The organism is Paenibacillus sp. FSL H8-0332, from assembly GCF_037963835.1.
Lineage (GTDB): Bacteria > Bacillota > Bacilli > Paenibacillales > Paenibacillaceae > Paenibacillus_AQ > Paenibacillus_AQ rhizoplanae.
On record NZ_CP150145.1, the window covers coordinates 5,911,548 to 5,937,407 of the forward strand.

The following is a 25,860-nucleotide window of genomic DNA, read 5'->3' on the forward strand; positions in this document are numbered from 1 at the left end:
CGTAAGTTAATCAGTATGTTCTAAATTCTTCATCACCAGGCGGGACAAGGGAGACCCGGATCACATATACAAAAGCACAAACGAGCACTCCGGCAACTACGCTCATCACCATCACTCCATCCCTGAAAATCTATCTCAACAAGATGTGCATTAATTAAGTTTATAATACCATAATTTCAGTGAAAAAGCACCGGTAAATGTAACCGTTTTCTTCGTTTTTTTGTGCTGTTTGTCCAGCTTTCGGCATACAACTAAGCATAGAACTGGAGGCGAGAAACCGATGACCCTGAACAAAATCGCCAGCCCCCTGCTCGGAATCGTGCTGGCGGGCTGTATGCTGCTGATGCTGGTGCATCCCGCAAGCTCTCTGGATGCAGCGCTGCGCGGGCTCGCCGTCTGGTGGGATGTGCTGTTTCCCTCGCTGTTCCCGTTCTTCGTCATCTCTGAAATCATGCTGGGCTTCGGCATTGTCCATCTCTTCGGCGCTCTGCTTGATCCGCTGATGCGCCCGCTCTTCAATATACCCGGCAGCGGAGGCTTTGCCCTAGCGATGGGATATGTATCAGGATACCCTGTAGGCGCGAAATTAACCGCCAAGCTGCGCGAGCAGGGAATGATTAGCCGAATTGAAGGCGAGCGGCTCGTCGCCTTCACAACCTCCTCGGACCCGATTTTTCTGCTGGGTGCGGTCTCTGTGGGGTTCTTTCATGACGCCTCTCTGGGGCTTGTGCTTGCCCTTGCCCATTACGGAGGAGGGCTGATTGTAGGTCTGCTGATGTCCTTCCATGGCCGAGGCAGGCCGGAAGAAGCGGATACGAACGCCATCCTTACCACTCCAGCCAGCTCTTCTGCATCTCTGGAAGGACAAGGCTCCGGCAGGCTGCGGTCTGCGCTGAACGCGATGGCAGACGCGCGCCGGGTAGACGGCAGGAGTCTCGGCGAGCTGCTTAAGAGCGCTGTTACCTCCTCACTCCAGCTTATTATCGTTGTCGGCGGCCTGGTTGTCTTCTTCAACGTGCTGATGGAGCTGCTAGCCCGTGCCGGTGTAATGTCCGCCCTGTTCAGCATGACCGGGCGGATGCTGTCGCTGGCCGGCTTCCCGCCTGAACTCTCTGCGGCCCTGGTCAGCGGCTTATTCGAGGTGACGCTGGGCGCCCGGGCGGCGGGCGAAGCTGCCGGAGGGGTTCCGCTGCAATATAAGGCTGCTGCCGCAGTGTTCATTCTCTCCTGGGGCGGCTTATCTGTTCATGCACAGGTTGCCAGTATCCTGAACGGCACCGGACTGCGCTATCTCCCTTTCATGGCCGCCCGTCTGGTACATGCCCTGCTCTCAGCGGGTCTGCTTCTCCTGCTCTGGAAGCCGGTGGTCCGCTCGGGGCTTGCCGGACAGTGGACCCTACTCCCCGCTGCCTCCGGGCTGGCCGCTCCAGAATCCGCCCTGCTCAGCAGCGTCAGCCTGCTCTGCCTGCTGCTGGCCTTCATGCTTGTCCTGTCGCTTGTGGTTCTGCTGCTGGGTAAGCTGCGGCGGCCTCCCTATGTCCGCAGGTAACTCAATATGCCACGGCTCTGCCGCTGTAGCACTGCAGCGGATTCCGGTTTTTCACAGCGCTAATATTGTGTTCCGGGTCAAGATTGATTATGATCGGTGTATGACTGAATTAGACAAAGGAGCCTGTACATCTTGAGATATTATGTTCTGGACCGCGGAGATGAATTGTCCATCCAACTAGCGGAGCAATTTCACAAGCTGGCGGCAGACCGGAATCTGGAGCTGGATGCCAAGTCACCGGAAATCGTAATTTCGATTGGCGGCGACGGCACGATGCTGCACGCTTTTCATACGTTTATCGATCAGATCCCGAACCTCGCATTTGTTGGCGTCCATACCGGCCATTTAGGCTTCTATGCGGACTGGCAGGCCGAAGAGCTGCCGTCCCTGATTGATTACATGTGCGGAGAGGTAGGGCCGCATAAACCGCGTATCGTACAGTACCCGCTGCTCGAACTGGAGATACATAAGAAATCCGGCTCCAGCAAGCACATTGCCCTGAATGAATTCACCCTTAAGGGGGTGGACGGGACGGTTGTGATCCAGGTGGATATTAATGATGTGACCTTCGAGATGTTCCGCGGGGACGGCCTCTGTGTATCCACACCTTCCGGCAGTACCGCCTATAACAAAAGTCTGGGAGGCGCTATGGTGCACCCCTCGATCGAGGCGCTGCAGATTGCTGAAATTGCCTCCATTAATAACCGGGTATTCCGGACCATGGGCTCGCCGCTGCTGCTGCCGGGGCATCATCACTGCGATATCTTCTCGCGCAAGGAGCAGCGCCTGCTGCTGACTATTGACCATAATAATATCCCGGTGGATGATCTGATTTCGGTACGCGCTCAGGTAGCGGACAAAAAAATCAGCTTCGCCCGCTACCGCCCCTTCCCCTTCTGGAACCGTGTCCGGGAGGCCTTCTTGGTCTAGCCTGATCCCTGTTGCTCATGCACAAGCGGGAACGGTATTGCGCCCTTTACAAAGGACGGTCCGTTTCCCGCGGGATATCCATAATAAAAGCCGGAGATGCGCCTGCTCTCCGGCTTTTATTATGCCTATTTCCATGAACCGTGCTCTGCTCTGCAGCAACCCGCAGAATACGTAGACAGACGGAAATTTCAAATGGTATAATGGATCTATTTTACATAGTTTTCTATTTGAAGGAGCGAATCTATTGAAGAAATTAGTATCCCTGCTAGGCATCAGTCTGCTGGCCCTTGTGCTGGCGGTTCCCGCTTTTGCCGCAGACAAACCCATTAAAGTGTATATTAACGACAGCAATCTTGCCTTCACAGCCGGCACTCCTTATCTGAAGGATAATACGGTGCTTGTGCCTTTCCGCGTTGTTTTTGAGAAGCTTGGGCTGCGGGTGCTGTGGGACTCCAAGACGGGTACGGTGACTGGCACCGGAACAGGCCTGGATATTAGCCTTAAGGTAGGCAGTAAGCGGGCCAGTGTCAACGGAACCGTCAAGCAGCTTACTGTCGCTCCTGTCTCTAACGCCGGGACCACTTACATCCCCTTGCGCTTCATCGCAGAAGCTACCGGGGGCACAGCGGTCTGGGATTCGGCCAGCCGCAGCGTGAAGATTACCGCATCGCCCTCCTCCGCCTCCAGTGAGCAGGAGATCAAGGCTATCATTCAACTAGCTAACCAATATTATAATGAAGAGAAGGCCATCAGCTTCTATTCGCTCGTTGATGCAGAGTCGGATAATACGGAAGCTGTAAGCAATATGAATTCCCAGTTCGAGCTATATGACATCAAGAACACGATCGAGAGTCTTAAAGTCCTCAGTGTTACGGGCAATGAAGCTACAGCCTATACTGTCGAAAAAGCAGTACGAACCGGCGGTTATTATACACCGGATGAGCAGTACGAATATTTATATACGCTGATTCGTCAAGACGGCGCCTGGAAGATCTCCGAAATGGAGCTGCAGGAATCCTCCGTGCTGCTGACACGTGAACAAGGCATGAAACCGGCTGTGCTGCCTCAGGGCGATCAGACCGCGATTAAGGATACGCTCAGCAAATACTATCAGGGTATGAATGACCGCAATGCTGACGCAGTCCTTGCCTCTATGACCTCGTACGGTGCGGAAGTGGATGACTCTTACAAAGAGGAGCTGCGTGATCATTTCAAAACCTACGATCTTAGCTATGCGGTGTCTTCCTCAAATGTCTTCTATTATGCTGCCGATGAAGCCGCAGTCTATACGGATGTGGTCATTACCGACGGTGAATCGAAGGAGACCTATACCCAGTCTCTGATCCTCCTGCTCTCCAAGTCGGAGAGCGGTACCTGGACGATCGACAACACTTATCATATAGAATTCACCGTGAAATCCTAAATTCAAAAATTCATCAAAAGGATGTATGAACTCATGAAATCAGCCAAAATCGTTACCGCACTCTTAAGCGGCTGTCTGGCGCTATCCATCGCCTGGGCTCCTGCTGCCTCAGCGGCTGACGCTGCCACCACCACCGACGCCGCGCAAGCCTCGAAGACGGAGATCATCAATGAAATCATGCAATATCTGGAGTATTACAACGTCGAGGGCGTAGACCAGGATACGCTTATCCGCGGTGCGATTGACGGTATGGTAGGCACACTGGACGATCCTTACAGCCAATACTTCACGAAGGAGGAGGCAGCGGACTTTGGCCATCAGGTCGATCTGGAATATGTCGGCATCGGGGTCCGGCTGATGTATACTGCCAAAGAGCTGTACATTGAAGAGGTCATGAGCGGTTCCCCGGCCGAGGCTGCGGGACTAAAGCGCGGTGACTCCATTCTCAAGATCAACGGGGTGCGGGTGGCTGAGACGAATGGCGATGAGCTGAGCGGCAAAGCGGGCACGAAGGTGTCGCTGCTGATTCAGCGAAACGGAGCTAACAAATCCTATACGGTAACCCGCAGTGAAATTGCTACAAGCTCGGTAACCAGCAAGATGCTTAGCTCCAAAATTGCTTATATCTCCATCAACGGCTTCACCCAGACTGCCGATGAGGAATTCTCCGCCGCGCTGGACAAAATGCGTTCGGGCGGCATGAAATCGCTGGTTCTTGATCTGCGCGATAATACGGGCGGTTATATGGATAGCGCCCAGAATATCGTCTCCAAGTTCATGGATGCCGGCATTATGATGTACACCTCCGACCAGACTGGTACACTTAAGCCGGTCGCAATTACGGACGGCAGCAAGATCGGCGTTCCTGTAGTGGTATTGACCAATGAATACACGGCCAGCGCCTCTGAAGCCTTAACCGGTGCGCTTCGTGACAATAAGCTGGCTACGGTTGTAGGCACGCGCTCTTACGGAAAGGCACGGATTCAGAGCCTGATTCCTATGTCCGGCGGCGGCGAGCTGAAGCTGACCACCATGAAGTATCTGACTCCGAACAAGGAGGATTTCAACCATATCGGACTTGCACCTGATATCGAGGTCAAGGGAAAAACCGCCCAGTTGATTACCGCGCTGCAAATTGCCGGGATGAAGGAGATTGTCGCCTCTGGTGACCATCATATTCTGGATATCAACGGCACTGCTTTTGCCGGAAATGTAGGTCTGATCAAGCAGGGCGATAAGGTATATGCCGCCTCTCGTATATTGTCTGCTCTTGTGGAGAATGAAGTCTCCTGGGATGCCAAGAACAAAAAGGTGCTGCTGACCACCGGCGCCGGTAACGTATCCGGGTTCACCCTGGCCTCCAAAGAGTCGCTGTTCCAGGACGGTGAGACCTTCATCGAGCTGAATGCCTTCAAGAAAAAGTTCCCTGCGCTCGTATGGAGCTACAATGCTTCACTGAAACAGCTCAAATTAGCTGTGAAATAGAATCTGCCCGCTTATGGGGGCATCCGGCAAAAACAGGGGCATTATTGCCCCTGTTTTTGCTTATTTGAGCTTCATTTGAGCTTTATTTGGACCATGCCCGCTCGCATCATCACATTGTATTCGGTTTTCCGCATACATTTGGCTCATGCACCCCTCACGCCAGCTCATTGTATAAAAAAGCCCCTTCAGCTATTTGCTGAAGAGGCTTTTTTAAGTTGCATCGAGAAAACCAGGGGTGAACAAGAAGTTCCCCCTTGGCTAATCGTTCTAACTTTCCTGCTTGTCCTGGTTGTCTTGCTTATCCGGTCTATCCTGCTTGTTCTGATTCGCCTGCTTGTTTGACCGGTTGTCTTTGTGTTCTCTGTTCTGCTTGGCATTATTCGGCTGGCCTTGCTGGCCTCTGCCTTGGAACTCTTTATGGCTCTTCTTGCCCTGGCCTTCTTTGTTGCGGTGATTCCGGCTCTGATGCTCACGCACCGGTCTGTCCTTGGTTGCATGCTCCCGGCCTGTACCCTTCGCCTGCGGCTCCCGGAGTTCTTTTACACTTACTGCCGGTTCATCCTCCTGCTCCAGATCATCGTCTAACCCGGGCTCCGGTACTTCCTTAATCAGAATATCCTTGAAGGTTCCCTCCTGCGGGGACTCCTTCAGCTTATGCAGCACAAAGTACGCACAGCCAAAATTACAGTATTCGTTAATATAATCCACCATACCTGAGATGGCTGTATCCCGGTTCACCTTGGGGTGATTATCCCGGTAAAAGCCTTTGAGGCGCAATTGGCTGTAGCCCCAGTCACCGATTATATAATCGTACCGTTCCAGCACTTCGCTGTATCTTCCGCGAAAAGCCTCCGGGTTCCAGCCGTCCTTATGATCGAGCATCAGCTCGTAACCTTTTCCACCTATAACGATCAAGCGTGTGTCGCCTGCCTTTCAATAATATCTGGGGGGGGGGCGCGTTGATAAGCCGTCATTGCGCGGGATTTTGAATTTCCGGCCGCTGTTGTGGTCTGATTTCCTCTTTTTAACCGCTAGGCGGTTGAAATCAGACCACAAAGGCGGACGCTCCCGCTCCTACAATTTCAAAATCCCTCTCCATGACTCCATCAACGCGAAGGGGGTGCAACCGCCAACCCAAGAACCTCGCCGCTCTTGCGGCATTGGTTCTTTCAGCCTTCAACCCCTTTTAAAACCTAAAACCTAAAACCTAAAACCTTAAACCTTAAACCTTAAACCTTAAACCTTAAACCTTAAAAGCAAAAAACTGCCTGTGACTTCGTCATGCGGGGAATTTGCACAGCAAATTCTCAAAAGTTCAAGTTCAAGCGGCTTCGATAATTGCGCTACGAAGTACGGCGTTACCGTTATTTATGCCTGTGAAACGGCACGCGCTTCACGGGCCACCGCAGCAGACTTCACCTGCTCATGGGCACGATAAGAGCTGCGCACCAGCGGGCCGGCCTCCACATGGCTGAAGCCGCGCTTCAGGCCCTCTTCCTTCAGCACCGCGAACTCCTCGGGCGGATAGTATTTCTCCACGTTCAGATGCTTCGGCGAAGGCTGAAGATATTGTCCTAATGTCAATATATCACAATCTACGGCTCTAAGGTCATCCATCGCTTGCAGAATCTCATCCCACTGCTCACCGACGCCAAGCATAATACTCGATTTGGTCGGAATCTCCGGCTTCATCTCCTTGGCCCGGCGCAGCAGCTCCAGGGAACGGCGGTATTTGGCTCTGGCCCGGACACGGTCAGACATCCGCTCCACGGTCTCAATATTGTGATTCAGGATATCCGGATGGCTGTTCATCACAGTCTCCAGGCTCTCGCGGTCTCCCAGGAAATCAGGAATCAGCACCTCAACGCTGCACAGAGGAAGGCGCTTACGGATCGCAGACACGGTCTCGGCAAAAATCGCCGCACCCCCATCCTTCAGATCATCGCGGGCCACGCTCGTAACCACACAATGCTTAAGCTGCATGCCCTCGGCAGCCTCTGCCACACGTTCCGGCTCCAGCAGGTCCAGCTCAGTCGGCAGGCCTGTATTCACCGCACAGAAACGGCAAGCGCGCGTACAGATGTCCCCCAGAATCATGAAGGTCGCCGTGCGGTTAGCCCAGCATTCATAAATATTCGGGCAGCGTGCTTCCTCGCATACGGTATGTAACGTCTTCGAGCGCATCATACCCTTGATTTCCTGATAATCCTCACCGGTGGTTAACTTGATTTTGATCCAGTCTGGCTTGGGCTGTTTGGCTGTTCGATTAGTCAAAGTGATGAGACCCCGCTTTCGATCTGAATGTCAATGTCAATTTATTTCACAGTCAAAAGTTGCTGCCTCATATTATAGCATGTGAAGTAGGCGTTTGCCTGTTTTTGTGAACCTTGGAGTGGTCATGGATAAAAAAAGTCCTTTTGCTTCAATCTAAAGAAAAGCACCTGGCCCGGGTGCCGCTTCCGCAAACATATATGCAATTCATGCGTCCAAACGCAGGAGGATGAGATCATGCTGGCCTTATTAAAGAGCCCCTACACCCGCAGAACCTTGATGTGCATGTCTGCCGCCGCCCTGCTCTGGAGCGGTAGTCCTGCCGAAAGTACCCAAGCTGCCCGTTATCATAAAATTCCCGAACTCAGCTCGGGCAGTCCTGCTCCCGCAGACAGCAAAGAGACTGCCGCCGCTGACCGCAAGCAGCTCTTTGAGCAGATGGGTGCGGCAACCGGCATTCCCTGGTACCGCTTCGCTGCCATTGATCAGTACGAACGGTCCATCGCCAGGAAGAGCAAAAAAACAGCCGCCGCAGAAAGCCCTACTACAGCGGCCAAGCCACGGCTGACCGGAATTATGATACCGGCGCCGGTATGGTCCGGTCCGCTGAACCCGGATCAGGACGACAAGCAACCGGATTCGATCCGCTTCTTCGGCGGCTTCGGGCAGGACGGCTCGGGGGACGGCATCGCCGATCCCGGCAATGATGCTGATATACTCTACAGCATGGCCCGCCACCTGCTCAAGTACGGGGATTCCGCAACGGACTTCAATATCGGGGTCTGGGAGTACTATCACAACGGGCGGGCCGCCCAGCGCGTCTCCCAGTTCGCCAAGCTATATGAGCATTTCGGACGGCTGGACCTGTCCGGCAGCGCATTTCCGCTACCGATAGGGACCAATTATGCCTACCGCAGCACGTGGGGAACCGGCCGGAGCTGGGGCGGCGCGCGCATTCACGAAGGCACGGATCTGTTCGCGCCGCATGGCTTAACGGTGCGCAGCACCTGCTTCGGCATAGTCGAGACCAAGGGCTGGAACCGCTACGGCGGTTGGCGCATCGGTATCCGCGATATCGAGAACCGCTACCATTATTATGCCCACCTGATGGGGTATGAGAAAACCCTGCTGCGCGGGGATATTGTCACTCCGGGACAGACCATCGGCTGGGTAGGCAGCTCCGGCTACGGCAGCCCGGGTACCCAGGGCAAGTTCCCGCCCCACCTGCATTACGGCATCTACCGTGACCGCGGCATTACGGAATGGGCCTTCGATCCTTACCCGCTGCTCAAGCAATGGGAGAATCAGGAATTCCGCCTGCTTCGGCAAAGCAAAAAGAAAAAGTAACACCTGCATGATGCGCACCCAAATTCTGTTTCGCTTTTGCCCGGAACAGAGGTTACAGGTTAGTGCAGCATCAGACAGCCAAACGGCTCGATGTCGACTAGAATTTTGCTTGAACTGCGGAGGGTGAGTCCGCTTAACAGCTCGGTCAGCACATTTTTGTCAGAACGGAAGCTGGTTAGCTCCAGATGGTAGCGGTTGGGGGAGTTGTTGATAATCAGCCCCATTCTATCCTGCTCACTGCGCCGGACATAGCCCAGGACCCCACGCGTCTCATCTGTGAACCAGGGGCGGAAGGCCCCTCTGCGCAGCACCTCATGCTCTGTTCTCAGCGAGATCAACCGCTTATACCAGTCCAGTAATCCGGTATGCTGATTCTGCTCCTGCCAGAGCATCGGCCGCCGGCAGTCCGGGTCCGTGGCACCTTCCATTCCAACCTCATCCCCGTAATAAATCATTGGCAGGCCTATATAGGTCATCTGGAAAAAGACAGCCAGCTTCATCCGGCTCATCGCCGTAGCTTCCCGGTCCCAGCCCCGGCCCCCCTCCTTGCAGGCGGTCAGGAAACGCAGCGTATCGTGACTGCCCAGCAGCTGGAACATCGCCGAATTGGCCTGATCATTGTACAAGGCCTCCTGATGCAGCAGTTGCTCCATGAACCGGGCCGGACCCGCCGACTGCGCTGCAAAAAACTCCAGCATCGCATCCCGCAGCAGGTAATTCATGCCGCCGTCGAACTGATCTCCCCGCAGCCAGGGCCCGGAAGCATGCATAATCTCGCCGATCAGCAGCAGGTCCGGGAATTCCGCCTTCAGCTCCCGCCGCAGTCTGGTCCAGAAGGCCGGAGTCACCTCGTTGGCCACATCCAGCCTCCAGCCGTCGATCCCCGCTTCCCGCACCCAATACCTGGCTACATCTATCATATAATCCGCTACCTCGGGATGATCCATATTCAGCTTCGGCATACTGGCCTCCGCCTTGGCGAAGGTCTCGTAGTCAGGAGCCGGCGCCCCGCCGACCGGGAAGGAATGGATGAAGAACCAGTCCTTGTAGCGCGAGGCCTCCCCGTGCTCCAGTACATCCCGGAAGGCAAAAAAAGTATCACCGGAATGGTTAAAGACCGCATCCAGCAGAACCTTCATCCCCAGCCGGTGAGCAGTCCCGACAAGCGTCTTCAGATCGTCAAGCGTCCCGAATCCAAGGTCTACTTTATAGTAATCGGAAGTATTGTACTTATGCCCGGAAGGCGATTCAAAGATAGGTGTCATATAAATAGCACTCACGCCAAGCTGCTGCAAGTATGTAAGCTTGTCTGTGATGCCTTGAAGCGTCCCCTGATGGTAGCTCTCAGGGTAAATCTCATAGACTACCGCATCTGAACTCCAGGCAGGCAGTGCGATGGCCTGCGGACGGTGAATATAGGCATATTGAAAGGCACCCGCCTGCTCCCTGTTCTCCGAAATTCCACGTTCCCCGTACCATGTGTATCCGCCTGCGGGATTCCCAATGTGGAACAGATACCGGCATTTGCCTGTCTCGGCCGGGACCAGAGCTTCATGTATGTCATACGCTCCGGCACAGCCGATCCGCTCCATCTCCTGCGGAAGCTCATGGCCGGGTGAATCATAACGGTCAGCGTGGACAACCGTGCAGGACAAGTTCTGTCCGCTCTGCACGAATAGTCTGAGTTTGAGCAGGCGGGGGCCTGCCGGGAAGGCGAAGGGGTCTTCCGCTGTGTGATATACGAATAACCGGTTAAGCATACTGTATAGTCTCCTTTTATGCCGCGTAGAGCAGCTTGAGCAACTGTGTTATTATGACAGGTAGAACAAAGTTCGCCATTAAGGCGTAACACACCGTAAGGACGGGAGGGAAAGCTATGAAAGTTACTATTAAGGATATCGCCCAGGCAGCGGGTGTCGCCAAATCCACTGTATCCAAGGTGATGAACGACTCTCCCAAAATATCCGCAGAAACAAAGGCCCGGGTCCGGGACATCATCAAGCAGATGAACTATACTCCGAGCAGCATCGCCACCGGACTTGCCAGACAGAGCAGTAATACGATAGCTATCCTGATTGATATGTCCAAGGAAAGCGAGTTTCTCAATCAGTTCTTCTATAACATTATCGGCGGGGTGGAGAGCATCATTGGCCCTCTGAAATATGAGCTGACCATTGCCAATATCCAGCATGACCATGCTGAAGGGCATTTTCTGCAGAGGCTGGTGCTTAATAAGCGGGTGGACGGTATTATTGCCAACACCTCGGTGCTGACTCCTGATCTGTGTGCGGAGCTGAACCGGCTTCAGTTCCCCTATATCTCCATCGGTGAAATCAATGCTCCGGGAATCTGGGTCGATTGCGACAATGAGCTGGGCGGATTCATGCTGACCCGGCATCTGCTGGACCAGGGCTACCCGTCTGTGGCCTTCATTGGCGGCGAAAAGGATGAGCCGCTCTTCCTGCGCCGTGCAGCCGGCTACCAGCGGGCACTGGAGGAGGCCGGAATGGTTGTGCAGAGCGAATGGATCATCCATGGCCGGGCGGTTGAGGAAGATGGCTATCAGGCGGCTAAGCAGCTGCTACAGAGTACTAATCCTCCCAGCTCCATCGTGTGCATGAGCAACTTCGCTGCTTACGGCGTGCTGCAGGCGGCCCGTGAATTGAATATCTCCATTCCTTCGCAGCTGGGCATTGCCACATTCGATGAATATCCCTTGTCCCCCTACACCACCCCTCCGCTGACTTCACTTGATATGGATACCTTCCAGCTCGGTGCATCCGCAGGACGGCTATTGATGGACAGGTTGGATAACAAAGCGGCGGTCATGAGCGGTCAACTGCTGGAGCCGGAGTTAATTCCCCGGTTATCTTCCAAGCGAAGCGGCAGTGTTACTGCGGAATAACCAATGGAATAACTAACGGAATCATGAAATAACGGAATAGCAGAATAGCGGGAGGAAGGTAATCATTCCTCCTTGGGGAAACCGGTTTCCTTGAGTTGAAAATACCACGCCCCCTCCTCAATGTCAACGTCAAATCATAGAGTAAGCGTATAAGCAAAGAACCCTTTCCAGCTCTGGAAGGGTTCTTTGCTTATACGGAATCGCCCGAGCGGCGGATAAACCGGAGCACTTCATCCATCATAGCGGGACTCTCCCCGCTGTGACAGACCATATGTCCGCTTCGCTCCATAATCAGCACCTGTCTGCGTTCAGAAGGAATGGTCTGCCGGAGATAGTCAGCACTTTTGAACTTCACCAGATGATCCCGCCTGCCCTGTACAATCAAGGTCGGCACCTCCAGCTGCGGATAAACCTCGAAGCTCTCACGGACCAGCCGCTGGAACTCCCGAGTGGCCTTCATGGGTGTAGAACCCCATTTGCTGAGATAATTCCGGAGCATCTCCGGGCGGACCAGTGTGCGCAGAATCTCGGCCAGGTTGAGCGGATACACCGGGGTAGACAACAAGGTGAGCGACTGAATTCTGGAAGAATACTGAACAGACAGCCGCGACGCAATCAGGGCTCCGGTAGAGAAGCCGATCAGATGTACTTTTCCGGAGCTTGAGAATAGCTGCTTCAGTTCCTCCTCGGCGCTTAGCTGCCAGTCCCCCCGGCTTGAATGGAGCAGTTCCCTTCTGCTGCCCCCGTGTCCATGCAAGGTAAACATTCTGGACCTATAGCCGTTCGCCTCCAGAAACTGCGCAAGCGGAGAAATCTCGTATTCGCCTCCGGTGAAGCCGTGTATAAACAGACAGCTCTCCATGCTTCCTCCTCCCAATCTTCTAATTCATCCATTTATAGAAAAATAAACCTTAACCAGCGGCTGGTTATTCTGGTTAAAGACAGTCTCATTCGGCATATGCTCACTCCTTCTGTCAGTCTAGCATATTTTCATAGTATTCAAAGCTGTCCGGCAGGTTGTTTGGCGGCTGCGTATTTTTGCAGAGTAAACCCAGTCATTCTCTTAAAAGCTCCATATCCTAATATCACACCATTCGAATGGTCCTGCCCACCTACGTGCTTCTCTATTAACCCGGCAGCTATACATGCTTAAGGACCCAGACGACGGTTTGGGTCTTTTCATGAGCAGGCTGACGGCAAAAATTGCCCACAGAAAGGATGACTCCATTTGCCAAATTTCAGTTCATTTCAAGCGAATCCGGATAATTTGCGCACACTTATTTTTGGCCGGGACCCCTCGACCCTGATCGACCGGCCGCTAACTACGGATGCCAGCGGGAACCTGACCACCGTCATTTTAAACGGCACCATCTCTAGCGTGCTTGGTGCGACTATCACTGCTGGTACTCTATCATCTGCTGGTACAGTGACCAACCTCTTAGACGGTACGATTACTAGCGTGCTTGGCGCAACCATCACTGCTGGTACATTAACTTCGGCTGGTACGGTTACAAACATCCTCGCCGGTACGATTACTAGCGTGCTTGGCGCGACTATCACTGCCGGTACTCTATCATCTGCTGGTACAGTGACCAACCTCTTAGACGGTACGATTACTAGCGTGCTTGGTGCGACTATCACTGCCGGTACTCTATCATCTGCTGGTACAGTGACCAACCTCTTAGACGGTACGATTACTAGCGTGCTTGGTGCGACTATCACTGCTGGTACTCTATCATCTGCTGGTACAGTGACCAACCTCTTAGACGGTACGATTACTAGTGTGCTTGGCGCGACTATCACTGCCGGTACTCTATCATCCGCTGGTACAGTGACCAACCTCTTAGACGGTACGATTACTAGTGTGCTTGGCGCGACTATCACTGCTGGTACTTTGAGCAGCGTAACGTCTATTTCCCAGCGCAGCTTCATTGAGCTGCCTACAACGGCAATTGCAACCTCGGATACCTATACGCCGCTGCCGGCCAACAATACCAGTGTCCTTGGCACCTATTCCTACTTCATTGTGAATACCGGAGCCAATCCGGTGAATACACGGGTCGAGATTAGTGCAGACGGAACCAACTATTTCGTCGATACGACCGGAGACAATCCGCTGCCAGCAGGTTCTGTAGACGTTATTGTGCCTGCCCGGTTCCTGAAATACACCCGCCTCTCCTATCAATCTGCCACGCCGGGTGCGGCTTCTACGCTTAATGTTATTTTTGATGCACAAGGAACGTAAGCATAATTTCCGTCATACGATGCAGGAGCCAAGAGTGCATGGATACCCATGTACTCTTGGCTGTGCGTTATTCCGCATCTACATAAGACGGCAGCAACGCATGTACATTCTTATTTTTGCAGAATACCCGGAGGAATTAAGGCCCGCGAAGGAGGAACGATCTTGAATCCATCTGCCAAACCTACACTCGGCGTACAGCTCATTGTCAACAATGAAGCCGAGCTGCTCCCCCGTTGTCTAGCCAGCCTGCAGGGCGCCGATGAAATCATCGTTGTCGATACCGGCTCAACCGACCCGTCTGTGGAGATCGCCCGCAGGTATGGGGCAACGGTCATTGAGACCCACTGGAATAACCATTTCTCAGAAGCACGCAATACCGGTCTCTCTCATGCATCTAGCAGCTGGATATTGGTCCTGGATGCGGATGAAGTCCTTCAGACCTCCATAGAGTCAATCAAGGAGATTCTCAGGGGCAGCACAGCTGAAGCCTACACGGTGCGTATAGAGAACCTGCTGGGAAGCAGGCCCGAGGATCGTCTGTATCATAGTCCCGTGCGGCTGTTCCGCGGTGGGCAGGGCTATCTTTTCAGCGGAAGAATTCATGAAAGTGTAGAGTCCTCTATTCTCACAAAACATGGGTCCGCCGCCATCGAGGCCAGTCCTATAGAGATTCTTCACTTCGGCTACCTGCCCCCGGTCATGAGCGCCAAGCATAAAATCAGCCGCAACGAGCAGCTGCTGCGTCTTACGCTTGCAGAAGAGCCTGACGATGTGTTCGCCCGTTATAATCTGGCGGTCACCTGCTGTCAGGATGGAAGGCTGGAAGAAGCCGGAGAACTGCTGCGCCAGTCACTTACCCTTGCTCCGCTTCAAGCCTCTTACCGTCCCTCAATCATTCGCGATCTGTGCAAAATCGATCTGGCCGCCGGTCATGTAAAAGCGGTCGACAGCCTGCTGACCCGCGAGCTGACACGTTATGGAGATTATCCTGACCTGCATTACATGCAGGGCCAGTCCTGGGAGAGCCAAGGACTATATGATCGCGCCGTCCAGTCTTACCAGCATGCCATAGATACCATGTCTGCCCCAGCTCCGCGCAGAGCATACGTCACCGAACAGGGCATGGACAGCTTCCGCCCGCTGCACCGGATGGGGGCCATCTTCCAGCAGCTAGGGAAGCAGAAGGAGGCCGCGCAGCTGTTCCATCGTGCGCTTCAGCAGCACTCCCTGTATCTCCCCGCTCTGGAGGGGATTGCTTCTGCTTTTCAGGAGCTGGAGGTGCCGGAGGGAGAGATTGCCGCACTGTTGATACAGCTGACCGGTACAGCGCAGCGTGCTGCGAGAACCGCAATTATCGGAACTTTATATCGGCTGGGTGCTTATAAGGCAATTGCAGAGCTGCCGCCTGCGGTCTGCCCGCTGGAAGAGGACACCTTGCTGTTCCTGCTGTCTTCCTGGATCATTACCGGAAAATATCATACGTTCAGAAAGACTGCCGCCAAGCTGCGGGCTAACCCCACCCAGCTGTCACCCGAAGGCCTAAATGCGGAGACTATACAGCAGCTCTGCCTGCTTGAGGCCATTTTAACCTGTGAGCTAGGCGGGAAGCTGCAGGAGGAGCTGTGGCTGCAATCCCCTGCGGAAGTGCGCTCCGCAGTGCTTGAGATCGACAGGCAATTGTCTCTCGATTCCACTGAGCCGCAGGCAGAATTCGCTCCCTCCGGGGAGTCCCCGCTGCTGGCCGAGGTGATAAGGCTCGCTGTGAAGCACCAGTTCATCGCGCTGGGCAAGCGGCTGGTTGGACGGTTTCCGGCACACACAAGCACTCTGGCAGAGGCGCTCTATGAGGAAGGCTGGCGTGCAGAGGCGGGGGAACTATTCATTGGCCTTGCAGGCAGCAAGGAGGCTTCAGGGGCAACCCTGCGGTATCTCGGAGAACTTCTGATAGATAAAGGGCATTATGCAGAGGCTGCCAGCTGGTACCGGCTTGCTCTGGGGGAATCTCCTGCAGACGATGCAGTTAGCACCGGACTGGCGCTCTGTTATCTGCATCTGGCGGAGCAGCGTCTCGCAGAAGCTGTAGAACGTCTCCAGGGGAAGGGGCAGCAGCCTCATGGTCCACTTCAGGAAGACAGGGCAGCGGTTGCCCAATCCATCGCGGTGCTGCGCTGCACACCCTGGCATACGAAGTGGAATTACACTCAGCGGCAGAGAGGAGTTGATCTGAGCTTATGACTACGAAACCACACCAACCGCGGATTTCCTTGTGTATGATCGTCAAAAATGAAGCCGACAACCTCGCCCGCTGTCTGCGTAGTGTACGCGGAGCTGTGGATGAAATCATCATTGTGGACACCGGCTCCACCGACGCCACCTGTTCCATTGCCCGCAGCTTCGGTGCCCGGATTATTGATTACCCGTGGAACGGGGATTTTGCCGCCGCACGCAATGCCGGTCTGGCCCTGGCGCAGGGCACCTGGATTCTGGTGCTGGATGCAGACGAGGAGCTGGAGCCGGGGAGCCGGGATGAGCTGCTGGTGTGCGCGAAGCATACGGAGTATGAGGCTTTTTTTGTGCGGATTCATAATCATCAGGGAACGGAGCGCGCTTCGCAGACGCTTACGGTTAACCCGATCCTCCGAATGTTCAAGAACCGCCCGAATTATCGCTTCAGCGGCATTATTCATGAGCAGATTGCAGCTGTCATTGTGCAGGAGACCCCGGAGGCCGCGATGCATATGGGCACCGTCATTGTCCATCACTACGGCTATGCCGACGGGGTCGTGGAGCGGAAAGATAAAATCAGCCGTAATCTCGGATTGCTGAAGCAGCAACTGGAGCAAAGTCCTGGAGATGCTTTTCAGCATTTCAATCTGGCAGTTGAATATATGCGGCTTAACGATTACGGGCAGGCGCTGGAGCATATCGGCACCTCGCTGAAGCTGGCCGAGCCGGGTACCAGCTATGTTCACCTGCTCTATAAATACAAAGTACGCTGTCTGGCGGTAACCGGTGATTACCCGGGTGCGTTGGAGGCCTGCGGGCAGGGAAGCACGCTTTTCCCGGATTATCCCGATCTCCACCACCTCAAGGGTGCGTTATTGCTACAGGTGTCGGCCTTAGCCGAAGCCAAGACCGCGCTGTGCCGGACACTGGAGATCGGAGCCTCGCCTCCCCTCTACCATACGGAATCCGGGTTAGGCACCTATCTCACCCACACGCTGCTGGGGCAGGTCTGCCAGCAGATCGGGGAAGCGCATGAAGCGGCAGCCTGCTTCACCAGGGCAGCCCAGCTCCAGCCGGACCCCTGGCCGCTGATCCCCCGGCTCACGCGCCTGTTCAAATGCACGGGCCGCGAGCCCGAGCTCCACGGCTGGCTGGCCGGGCAGCTGCCCGGCATCCTGACGGAGCAGCGCCAGGAGCTACTGCGCCTGCTGGTAAGGGATGGCTGTTACACAGCGGCGGCTGATGTGCTTGGGGCTGGGGTGAGGGATGCTGCGGTGCAAGATGCGGGTAAGGTGGATGGTATGACGCAGAGTGCGGGTGAGATCGATAGCGTGATGCGAGATGCGGGAGCGGTAGATGATGCAGAGCCGGAAGTGTCGCCTACTGCTGATTTGTTGGAGCTGTTGCAACGGGCGGAAGCGGCTTCCGCAGCTGAGCTGAGCTACGATGATATCACCGGGCTGCTTAACCATCCTGCAGTTGTCCCAGCGGACCGGAACACAGCACTGCCCTTATCTGCTATTGCTGCGGCTGTGCAGCCCTGGATTCTTTTGGCTGACAAGGTTCTGGCTGTGCTCGTAACTTCGGCCATGTATTCACCGGCGGCTGCGGCTGCGCGCATCACTCTTCCGCTCCCCAGATCGACCGATTAGTACATCATCAGATGATCGGAGTGGCGATAGGCTTAATTGTATTTGGTACAGCTAAAACGCCTGATTGATCACCAATTTCCCGTTTAGTTGTAATTCGGGCATTTAAACATCCGCTGATTCTTCCTTTTCCCCTTTTGGGCCAGATTTAGTTGTACAGACTATAATTATCCATAGAAAGTATACCTTTTCGCTGGTTTTACGTGTACATTCTGCAACTATCCTGCATAGTCGGTTTTTTATCAGGTAGAGCGTTGGTGTGACTGAGCGTTGCGGACTGAGGATCGTTTATTTTGGAGAAAACGCATGATTGGGAAGAGTTACGGACTCCACGGCGCTTAAAGGCGGATATGCTGCCCCAAATCATCGGTTAGAGAGACAATAGGGTCCTCTCAGTCCGCCACTCCGTAAAAAGTGCTGTTTGTGGGGAAATAACGGCTCTCCAGTCCGTCAGGAGTATACCCGCTTGCTTTGCACTCCCGCTTTTTCAATCAGATACTGTTAGGAAGGAGCTTACAGACCATGGATACTCCCGGGATCTCGCTCTGCATGATCGTCAGGAATGAGGCGCAGCACCTGGAGCAATGCCTGCTGTCTGTTCAGGGTAGGGTCTCGGAGATCATCATTGCAGATACCGGATCAGAGGATAACAGTATGGCTATCGCCCGCAGGTTCGGCGCCCGGGTGATCAGGCTGCCCTGGGAACACGATTTCTCCAAAGCCCGTAATCATACCCTGCAGCTGGCCTCCTATGGCTGGATTCTGGTGCTGGATGCAGATGAAGCCCTTGCTGACTGGAAGCTGGATGACTTGCAGAGTCTGCTGGAATCGGAGCGTGCGGACGGGTATTTCCTGCCTTTTATCCATTATGTGGGGGAGGGATCCGGGCGCGAATACGTGACAGACAATGTGTGCCGGCTGTTCCGTAATGATTCACGTATCTGTTTTCGAGGGAGCATTCATGAAGAGGTGGCCTCCAGCATCTGGAGCCTCCCCGGAGGACATATCGCTTATGCCCATCTGCCTGTGCACCATTATGGCTATCTGGATGATGAGCTTCAGCGCAAAAATAAAGCCAGCCGCAATCTGGAGCTGATCCACGCTGCTCTGCGGCTTGAACCAGACAGCGTTCCTCTGCGGTATGCACTGGGCACGGAATATTACCAGCAGGGACAATATCAGGCGGCAGCAGATCTTCTCCTGCCGCTGCTGGAGGAAGCTCCGCCAGAGTCCGGTTATACCGCTGACCTGTATCTCAAGACAGCCTTTGCCCTCCAAGCGGGCGGGCGGCCTGTGGACGCGGAGTCTGTCTATCGGGCCGGGATTGGGCTGTATGCAGATTTCACCGATCTGCTGGAGAGCTATGCGGGGCTGCTGCTGGAGCAAGGGCAAGTATGGCGGGCGTACCCTCTGCTCCAGCAGGCGCTGGACAGCGGGGATACCGCGCATAAATACCCTTCCTCCTCCGGCAGCGGAACCAGCCGCACCCGCATGTTCGCCGGGCGGGTCTGCGAGCGGCTGTTCCTCTTCGAGGAAGCGCTTGAGCATTACAGGCAGGCGATCAGCTACGCGCCTGACGATCCCGCCGCTTGGGAGCAGCTGGCCACGCTGTGCCTGCTGTCCGGGCAAACGGAGCAGCTGACGGCATTCACCCGTCAGCTGCTCCCTGCCCTGCCCCGGCGAGTGCTGAGCAGGCTGGTGCCTGCCGCACTCAATGCCCGCGCCGCCCCGTGGCTGGCGGCGCTCTGCGCAGCACCGCATCTGCCGGAGGATATCCGGCAGGTGCTTCAGGTGCTGCTAGGGACGCTGTTCCGGGACCCGGAACAGCCCGGGGCCGCATCCGCCGGGCTTGCGCGGATGCGGGGGGATATGCCGGATAACCCTTGGGTATCCGGCTATCTGTGGGCCTTGTCCTGCCGCAGCGGCGGAATCGCCGCGGCAGGACAAGGCCTGGGGCGGCTGGCGGAGCTGCCGCCCGGGCCCGCGGCCGATTCGGAACACCGTACAAATACACCGCTTAGCTTTGCAGATTATTCTTACGAAGCACAACTGCTCCTTCAGGCAGGTGCTTGGGACACATTGCTCCTGCTTGGCAGGCCTTTTGGCGCTGCACATTTTCTCTGGAGCAGACTTCCCCTGCCGCTACTGCGAGGACTACTGGATGCACCTGTTGCATTTAAGTTGCAGTGGTGTGCGGATTACACCGGGCATTTACAACACCATAGCCTTCCCGGTGATGCTGCGGAATGGCTGCTCTATGCAGCCATTGCCCAGTCTTGCGGGCAGGTCCCGCAGCTTACGTCCGCCGATGAGCAGACGCTGCGCCAATCCGGCAGCACTGCCGCAATCACTGGTCTCAGTTATTACATGCTGCTTCTTGCGGCTGAGGTTCACCCGGAGGGGAGCATCACCGCTACGGGCAGCATTCCGTGGCTGCTGCTTGTGAAGTCGGTGCTTCAGAGCGGGGGATGACAGAGATAACAATGTCTGAGGCTACGATTGGTTTCAAAGATTAACTCATTCTCTTAAAACACTCATAGAAACGAAAGACCCTGAGGGATAGCTCCCTCAAGGTCAACTTTAAAACTTTCTGTTCAGTTATAAATATTATACTCTTTAGCAACTACCCACCCATTAAGACCATACGAAGCGGAGATCACATAGTAGTTGTAATTTTCATGTAGTAAATATTCAAGAAAATCCGCTCTTTTTTCATAATACATCGGCCAAGCGAAGTCCTTTTGCTTCTCTAACAACTCCTTGTTATCTTTGACAAATGAACTTATTTCGAATTGGCTGATATCAAGAAGAATACTCCCTTGCAACTGCGTTTCAAACCTATGCGCCAAGACATCAATGAACTCAATCATGACGGGAACTGAATTGTCTTTGCCGCCCAATGTTTGGAATGTAATTTTTGACTTTTGCAAATCAACCGTATAAGAAACAATTTCATTATCATGAATATTTTGCATTTCCCCCCAACCTCCCAGTGAAAATCCTGCTCAAAATACAACATTCCAATGCTCATCCCGGCTACATTTCAAAATTGCTGCATAAAAAGCAGGATTTTTCATCCTAAAACGCTTAGCGGGGGGCAATTCTTGCATTTTATACAACAACTCTATCATATCCCCGGATATCCCGGTCGCCGTGTTGCAATATGTACAACATTATGGGAATACAGGGGTGAAAAACATTAATTGAATGACCGTTCCTCCGGCGCCACGGCAAAAGAGGCCCCTCATAGCCAAGGCCTCACTCCTCCTGTATTCACCTGCGATAAGCCGACAAGCTTACCACCGGTCGGTCATTCTTACCGGCTTGATAACGCCTGCACCGAATTCCAGTCTGTCGATGCATAACATGCGGTTGCCCGGCTCCCGGTCCCCGATAATTCTCCGGTGATAGACAATCAGCCATTCATCCCGCTCCGGCAGATGCAGATATCCGTGATGGCCGGGGCCTTCCGCTACAGGCTCCTGTCTCTCCAGAATCGTCCCGTGGTTCGCGAACGGTCCCAGCGGATTGTCGCTTACGCCGTAAGCTACCCGGTAAGTCCCGTTCGTCCATCCTCCCATCGACCACATCAGATAATATAGACCGTCCTTGTTAATCATACACGGCCCCTCCACATATCCCGGAGGGGTGACGGAACGGATAACCTCTCCGTCCGGGAACGGAACAAACCCCGTCATCTCCTCATTCATCCGGGCCACGTTGCAATGCCCCCAGCCCCCGTAATACAGATAGATTACACCGTCATCATCCTTGAACAGATGGGCGTCGATCGGCTGCGCGCCGTGAATGAACCCGCCGATCAGGGGCCGGTGGAGATACCCTCTGTAGGGGCCTTCGGGAGCATCTGCAACAGCAATCTCCAGCCCGCCGGCTTCGCCGTCCTTCTGGATATCGTTGGAGGCAAAGACCAGATAATGACGGCCGCCCTGCTCAATCTGGGTCGGAGCCCATACCGCTCTCCAGATCCAGGGGAAATCCTCCATTTCGATGATCCCCTCGTGGGTCGTCCAATGAACCAGATCCCCGGAACTGAAGGCATCCAGATTCATCTGCCGGGTATATTCCGTAAAAGATCTGGTGGCATACACATAATGCCTGTCCTGATAGGTTCTTGCTTCGGGGTCTGCATACCAGCCCGGTACAATAGGGTTCGTGATTCCTCGCAAGCGAAACCCTCCTTTCTCCGCAACCTGCAAATTAAAAGCTGTAGAGGCCGCTCTCTTCCCGTTCCCGAATCCAGACCTGCATGAAACCGGGCTCCCTGTTGTCCCAGGCATAATAGGGAATGAACCGGAGCGGCCTGCCTTCTTCATCCTGGCTCCATAGCACCGTCACCCCGCCCAGCAGCTCCGGCAGGTGCTCCACCCGGAACGTCGCCCCGGCCGGAATAGAGAAGGCATCATAGGACCATCCAGGATGATCCGTCTGCTCCAGACAATACACCACGGGTCCCCGCTGAACGGCAACCCGCCCTCTGTCCGCCTCCACTTCCGGCTTGGCCCGCACGATATTCACGGGCATATCCAGCTCTAGCACCACCTTGTCTCCCGGCGACCAATGCCGGCTGAGCACAAGATACCCTTGATCCGTCAAGGCTCCTGCCCCGCCAATTCTGGCGCCGCCGGCCTCCAGCCGATATCCCCTGCACCATTCCGGCATACGCAGCCGGATGCTGAATTCAGCGCTTGCGGCAGGGTTCACTTCAAGCTCAATTCGGCCCTTCCAAGGATACCGGGTGCTTAGCTTCAGCCTGACGCCCAGCCCGCTGGCCAGCACCAGCTCCGCTTCGCTGTTCATATATTGATTCACCGCCAGGCCATCCTCTGTAACAGCATAGGCGTACTGGCCCAGGGATGGCAGGAAGCGGGCCAGATTGGTCGGACAGCAGGAGGTTTCGAACCAGGGCACACGATGATGTCCCCCCTGTGAAGCAAGCGGATTCTCATAGAAATATTGATCCCCGGAGAGGGAGATTCCCGACAAAACGCCATTATACATTTCACGTTCTACGACATCGGCATATTTGCCGTCCCCGAACGTCAGGTTCATCCGGTGATTCCAGAACACCATGGCAATGGCCGCGCAGGTCTCGCAATAGGCTGTCTCGTTGGGCAGATCATAATCGGAGGTGAAGCCTTCATTGTGCCTGGACGGTCCGATGCCGCCCGTTATATACATGTTGCGCTCCACCGTATGTGTCCAGACCCGGTGCAGAGCCTCCGCATAAGCGGAATCGCCTGAAGCATGAACAATATCCGTCATGGCCGTATACAGATACATCGCACGGACGGCATGGCCGGTCACCTGCTTAATCTCGCGGACGGGAACATCATCCTGACAATAGGCCGGCCCCCATTCCGGATTATCCCAGATCGCGCCCACGCCATGCCCATGGCCGCGCTCCTCCAGCAGCCACAGCGCAAGCTTCCAGTAACGCTCAGCCCTGGTCACGCGGTACAGCTTCACCAGCGCCAGCTCAATCTCCTGATGCCCCTCCACCCAGTGCCGCTTGCCGGGGCCGAACACCCCGTCAACATGATCCGCCAGACGGCAGGCGACCTCCAGCAGCTCACGCTTGCCCGTGGCTTCATAGTAGGCCACCGCCGCTTCAATCAGGTGGCCGCCGTTGTACATCTCATGCTTTTCCATATCCGTCCATTTGCCCTCTGGATTCTCCAGTGTGAAGTAAGCACACAGGTAGCCGTCTTCTTCCTGCGCTGCGGCGATCAGCCCGATGATCCGGTCGGCCTCAGCCTCAAGCCGGGCATCCCGCTCCGACATCAGCGCATAGGCAATGCCTTCAAGCACCTTGTAGACATCCGAGTCATTATAATATTTGCCTTCGTAATGCCCTTCCAGCAGGCCTCCGGCCTTGGCGAAGTTCTTGATGCGGCCGGTCTCCTCACATTTGGACAGGCAATCCGGCAGCATGGTCTGCCGGAGCACCTTCAGGCGCGGCAGCCAGAACTCATCATTGATTGTAACTCCCGTAAAAGACACACCCTGCCAGGCATGAATCTTCGCTTGTTGCTCTGCCATTTCTGTTCCCCGCCTCCTTTATCCTTTTAATCCCGTTAAGGTTATGCCCTCCAGGAAGTAACGCTGTCCGGCCAGAAACACAATGACGCAGGGCAGAACGACGGTGGCCGAAGCCGCCATCAGCAGATCCCACTGGGCGGTATAGGTGCCCTGAAACATTTGCAGGCCCAGAGCGAGGGTGAAGAGACGGTCGCTTTTCAGATAGATCAGCGGACCCATAAAGTCATTCCAGGAAGCCAGGAAGCTGAATAAGGCAACCACGATAATCGCGGAACGGCTTAAGGGGAAGATGATCCGGGTATAGATTTTCCAGTAGTTGGCCCCGTCCACAAAGGCCGCTTCATCGAAATCACGCGGAATGCTCAGATAGAATTGCCGGAGCAGGAAGATGTTGAAGATCCCCCCGCCGAAATAAGCGGGCACAATCAGCGGATACAGCGTATCGTATAACCCCATCATCTGCCAGCCGAGGAAGCTAGGGATCATCGTGACCGCCGCCGGGAGCATCATGCTGGTCATCAGGACCGCGAACACCATATCCCTTCCCTTCCACTGAATCCGTGAGAATCCGAAGGCTCCGATGCTGCTCGTAATTACGGTTCCCACCAGCACGGTGACCACGATGATGAGCGTATTCTTGAAGAAGACATCGAACGGCAGCACCGTGAGCGCCTTATGGAAATTGCCCCATTGAAACGGCGCCGGTATCCATTCGGGGGGCATGGTAAATATCTGTGATAAATTCATCAGCGAGCTGCGGATCAGCCAGACAAACGGAATGATGAACATACCGGAGATCAGGATCAGCGCCCCGTAGCCTGCGGTAAGTGAAAGCTTTGACGGCCTCAAGTCCGGTCCCCCCCTTCGTAATACACCCATGACTTCGAGGTTCTGAAGACGATGAAGGTGAAGAACAGAATAATGACGAACAAGATCCAGGCCAGCGCGGACGCATAGCCCATTTCGGCATCCCGGAAGCCCGTTCTCCATAAATAAAATACATAGAACAGACTCTGGTTATTCGGTCCGCCCTGCGTCAGAATGTAAGCTTCGTTGAAGACCTGAAAGGACCCGATAATGGTCATGATTGTATTGAAAAAGATCGTGGGGGTGACCATCGGAATCGTCACATGGCTCAGCTTGCGGAACCAGCCGCCCCCGTCCACCTCAATCGCTTCGTAATACTGCCGGGGGATACCGGAGAGTCCGGCGAGGAAAATAATCACCGTGCTGCCGATCCCCCATAGCGTGGTAAGTACGACCGAGGGGATAACGCTGCCTTCCCCGTACAGCCAGTTGCTGGTCGGCAGATGCAGACGGCTCAGCAGCGAATTGATGAGTCCCAGATCGGGGTTGAGCAGCCACATCCAGATCATAGCCGAGGCCACCGCCGGAACAATACTCGGGAGGTAGATGATGGTACGGAAGATGGCCCTTCCCTTCACATTGAGATTCAGCAGCAGCGCAATCCCGAAGGAGAGGAGAATCACCGCAGGAACGCGCAGCACGACGAAATAGAAGGTGATCCCCAGCGATTTATAGAACAGCTCATCCTCGCCTGAGAACAGCCGCATGTAATTATCCAGACCCGCAAAGGCAGTCTGCTCCTTGAACACATTATAGTCGGTCAGGCTGAGCACCAGGCTGGCGATCATGGGACCCAGCGTAAAGATGGCAAACCCAAGGATGGCAGGGGCCGTGAACAGCAGCCCGTAGAACATTCCCTTTCGCATACCGGCCTCCAATCTCGAAATTTCGGCAAAAAGAACG

The 25,860-nt window shown here is 54.7% G+C and carries 19 protein-coding genes; 10 read left to right on the forward strand and 9 right to left on the reverse strand.

Annotation, left to right across the window (positions count from 1 at the left end; genetic code table 11):
* Nucleotides 1-280 precede the first annotated feature (280 nt).
* The 4 genes from ylbJ to NST43_RS25580 all read left to right on the forward strand — a co-directional run bounded on the left by ylbJ (nucleotide 281) and on the right by NST43_RS25580 (nucleotide 5,387).
* Nucleotides 281-1,549, forward strand: coding sequence for a sporulation integral membrane protein YlbJ (gene ylbJ / locus NST43_RS25565; RefSeq protein WP_339220127.1), 1,269 nt, complete (start codon nucleotides 281-283; stop codon nucleotides 1,547-1,549).
* Nucleotides 1,550-1,681: 132 nt separating this feature from the next.
* The gene (locus NST43_RS25570) at nucleotides 1,682-2,479 is read left to right on the forward strand and encodes an NAD kinase (protein WP_209993187.1); all 798 of its coding nucleotides are present in this window, start codon (nucleotides 1,682-1,684) and stop codon (nucleotides 2,477-2,479) included.
* Between the two features lie 244 nt (nucleotides 2,480-2,723).
* On the forward strand, nucleotides 2,724-3,902 hold the full coding sequence (locus NST43_RS25575; protein ID WP_339220129.1) for a copper amine oxidase N-terminal domain-containing protein: 1,179 nt from the start codon (nucleotides 2,724-2,726) through the stop codon (nucleotides 3,900-3,902).
* A 33-nt stretch (nucleotides 3,903-3,935) separates the two neighbouring features.
* Nucleotides 3,936-5,387, forward strand: a complete 1,452-nt coding sequence (locus NST43_RS25580; RefSeq protein ID WP_339220131.1) for a S41 family peptidase — start codon at nucleotides 3,936-3,938, stop codon at nucleotides 5,385-5,387.
* A 267-nt stretch (nucleotides 5,388-5,654) separates the two neighbouring features.
* Here the strand turns inward: NST43_RS25580 and NST43_RS25585 are convergent, their stop codons facing one another.
* Nucleotides 5,655-6,302, reverse strand: coding sequence for a YutD family protein (locus NST43_RS25585; protein ID WP_339220132.1), 648 nt, complete (start codon nucleotides 6,300-6,302; stop codon nucleotides 5,655-5,657).
* A gap of 453 nt (nucleotides 6,303-6,755) precedes the next feature.
* Entirely contained in the window at nucleotides 6,756-7,661 is a 906-nt protein-coding gene (gene lipA, locus NST43_RS25590; protein ID WP_209993192.1) for a lipoyl synthase, read from the reverse strand.
* A 234-nt stretch (nucleotides 7,662-7,895) separates the two neighbouring features.
* Between lipA and NST43_RS25595 the strand changes: the two genes are divergently transcribed.
* Nucleotides 7,896-9,005 (forward strand): M23 family metallopeptidase, encoded by a 1,110-nt coding sequence (locus NST43_RS25595; RefSeq protein ID WP_339220133.1) that lies wholly within the window; start codon nucleotides 7,896-7,898, stop codon nucleotides 9,003-9,005.
* Between the two features lie 59 nt (nucleotides 9,006-9,064).
* Here the strand turns inward: NST43_RS25595 and NST43_RS25600 are convergent, their stop codons facing one another.
* The gene (locus NST43_RS25600) at nucleotides 9,065-10,765 is read right to left on the reverse strand and encodes an alpha amylase N-terminal ig-like domain-containing protein (RefSeq protein WP_339220134.1); all 1,701 of its coding nucleotides are present in this window, start codon (nucleotides 10,763-10,765) and stop codon (nucleotides 9,065-9,067) included.
* 116 nt (nucleotides 10,766-10,881) lie between these two features.
* Here NST43_RS25600 and NST43_RS25605 point away from each other — a divergent pair, with 116 nt between their 5' ends.
* On the forward strand, nucleotides 10,882-11,910 hold the full coding sequence (locus tag NST43_RS25605) for a LacI family DNA-binding transcriptional regulator (RefSeq protein ID WP_339220135.1): 1,029 nt from the start codon (nucleotides 10,882-10,884) through the stop codon (nucleotides 11,908-11,910).
* 190 nt (nucleotides 11,911-12,100) lie between these two features.
* Here NST43_RS25605 and NST43_RS25610 read toward each other — a convergent pair whose 3' ends face one another.
* Nucleotides 12,101-12,772, reverse strand: coding sequence for an alpha/beta fold hydrolase (locus tag NST43_RS25610; protein WP_339220136.1), 672 nt, complete (start codon nucleotides 12,770-12,772; stop codon nucleotides 12,101-12,103).
* 366 nt (nucleotides 12,773-13,138) lie between these two features.
* Here NST43_RS25610 and NST43_RS25615 point away from each other — a divergent pair, with 366 nt between their 5' ends.
* The 4 genes from NST43_RS25615 (at nucleotide 13,139) to NST43_RS25630 (ending at nucleotide 20,502) form a co-directional block, all read left to right on the forward strand.
* Nucleotides 13,139-14,155, forward strand: coding sequence for a DUF6385 domain-containing protein (locus NST43_RS25615; protein ID WP_339220138.1), 1,017 nt, complete (start codon nucleotides 13,139-13,141; stop codon nucleotides 14,153-14,155).
* A gap of 162 nt (nucleotides 14,156-14,317) precedes the next feature.
* Nucleotides 14,318-16,390: a glycosyltransferase gene (locus tag NST43_RS25620; protein ID WP_339220140.1), complete on the forward strand. Its 2,073-nt coding sequence runs from the start codon at nucleotides 14,318-14,320 to the stop codon at nucleotides 16,388-16,390.
* A complete protein-coding gene (locus NST43_RS25625; protein WP_339220141.1) occupies nucleotides 16,387-18,033 on the forward strand; it encodes a glycosyltransferase in 1,647 nt (548 codons plus the stop codon). Before NST43_RS25620 ends, NST43_RS25625 begins: the two co-directional genes overlap by 4 nt.
* Before the next feature lie 519 nt (nucleotides 18,034-18,552).
* Nucleotides 18,553-20,502, forward strand: a complete 1,950-nt coding sequence (locus tag NST43_RS25630; RefSeq protein WP_339220142.1) for a glycosyltransferase — start codon at nucleotides 18,553-18,555, stop codon at nucleotides 20,500-20,502.
* 122 nt (nucleotides 20,503-20,624) lie between these two features.
* On the opposite strand, the gene NST43_RS25635 is transcribed toward NST43_RS25630, so the two are convergent.
* The 5 genes from NST43_RS25635 to NST43_RS25655 all read right to left on the reverse strand — a co-directional run bounded on the left by NST43_RS25635 (nucleotide 20,625) and on the right by NST43_RS25655 (nucleotide 25,823).
* Complete coding sequence (locus NST43_RS25635) at nucleotides 20,625-21,005, reverse strand: hypothetical protein (protein ID WP_209993202.1); 381 nt, start codon at nucleotides 21,003-21,005, stop codon at nucleotides 20,625-20,627.
* 321 nt (nucleotides 21,006-21,326) lie between these two features.
* Complete coding sequence (locus tag NST43_RS25640) at nucleotides 21,327-22,217, reverse strand: glycoside hydrolase family 43 protein (protein WP_339220144.1); 891 nt, start codon at nucleotides 22,215-22,217, stop codon at nucleotides 21,327-21,329.
* A gap of 31 nt (nucleotides 22,218-22,248) precedes the next feature.
* The gene (locus NST43_RS25645) at nucleotides 22,249-24,090 is read right to left on the reverse strand and encodes a beta-L-arabinofuranosidase domain-containing protein (RefSeq protein ID WP_339220145.1); all 1,842 of its coding nucleotides are present in this window, start codon (nucleotides 24,088-24,090) and stop codon (nucleotides 22,249-22,251) included.
* A gap of 18 nt (nucleotides 24,091-24,108) precedes the next feature.
* Nucleotides 24,109-24,879 carry a carbohydrate ABC transporter permease gene (locus tag NST43_RS25650; RefSeq protein WP_339225525.1) on the reverse strand — a complete coding sequence of 257 codons (771 nt, stop codon included), beginning with the start codon at nucleotides 24,877-24,879 and terminating at the stop codon, nucleotides 24,109-24,111.
* A 56-nt stretch (nucleotides 24,880-24,935) separates the two neighbouring features.
* On the reverse strand, nucleotides 24,936-25,823 hold the full coding sequence (locus NST43_RS25655) for a sugar ABC transporter permease (RefSeq protein ID WP_209993206.1): 888 nt from the start codon (nucleotides 25,821-25,823) through the stop codon (nucleotides 24,936-24,938).
* Between the last annotated feature and the right edge of the window lie 37 nt (nucleotides 25,824-25,860).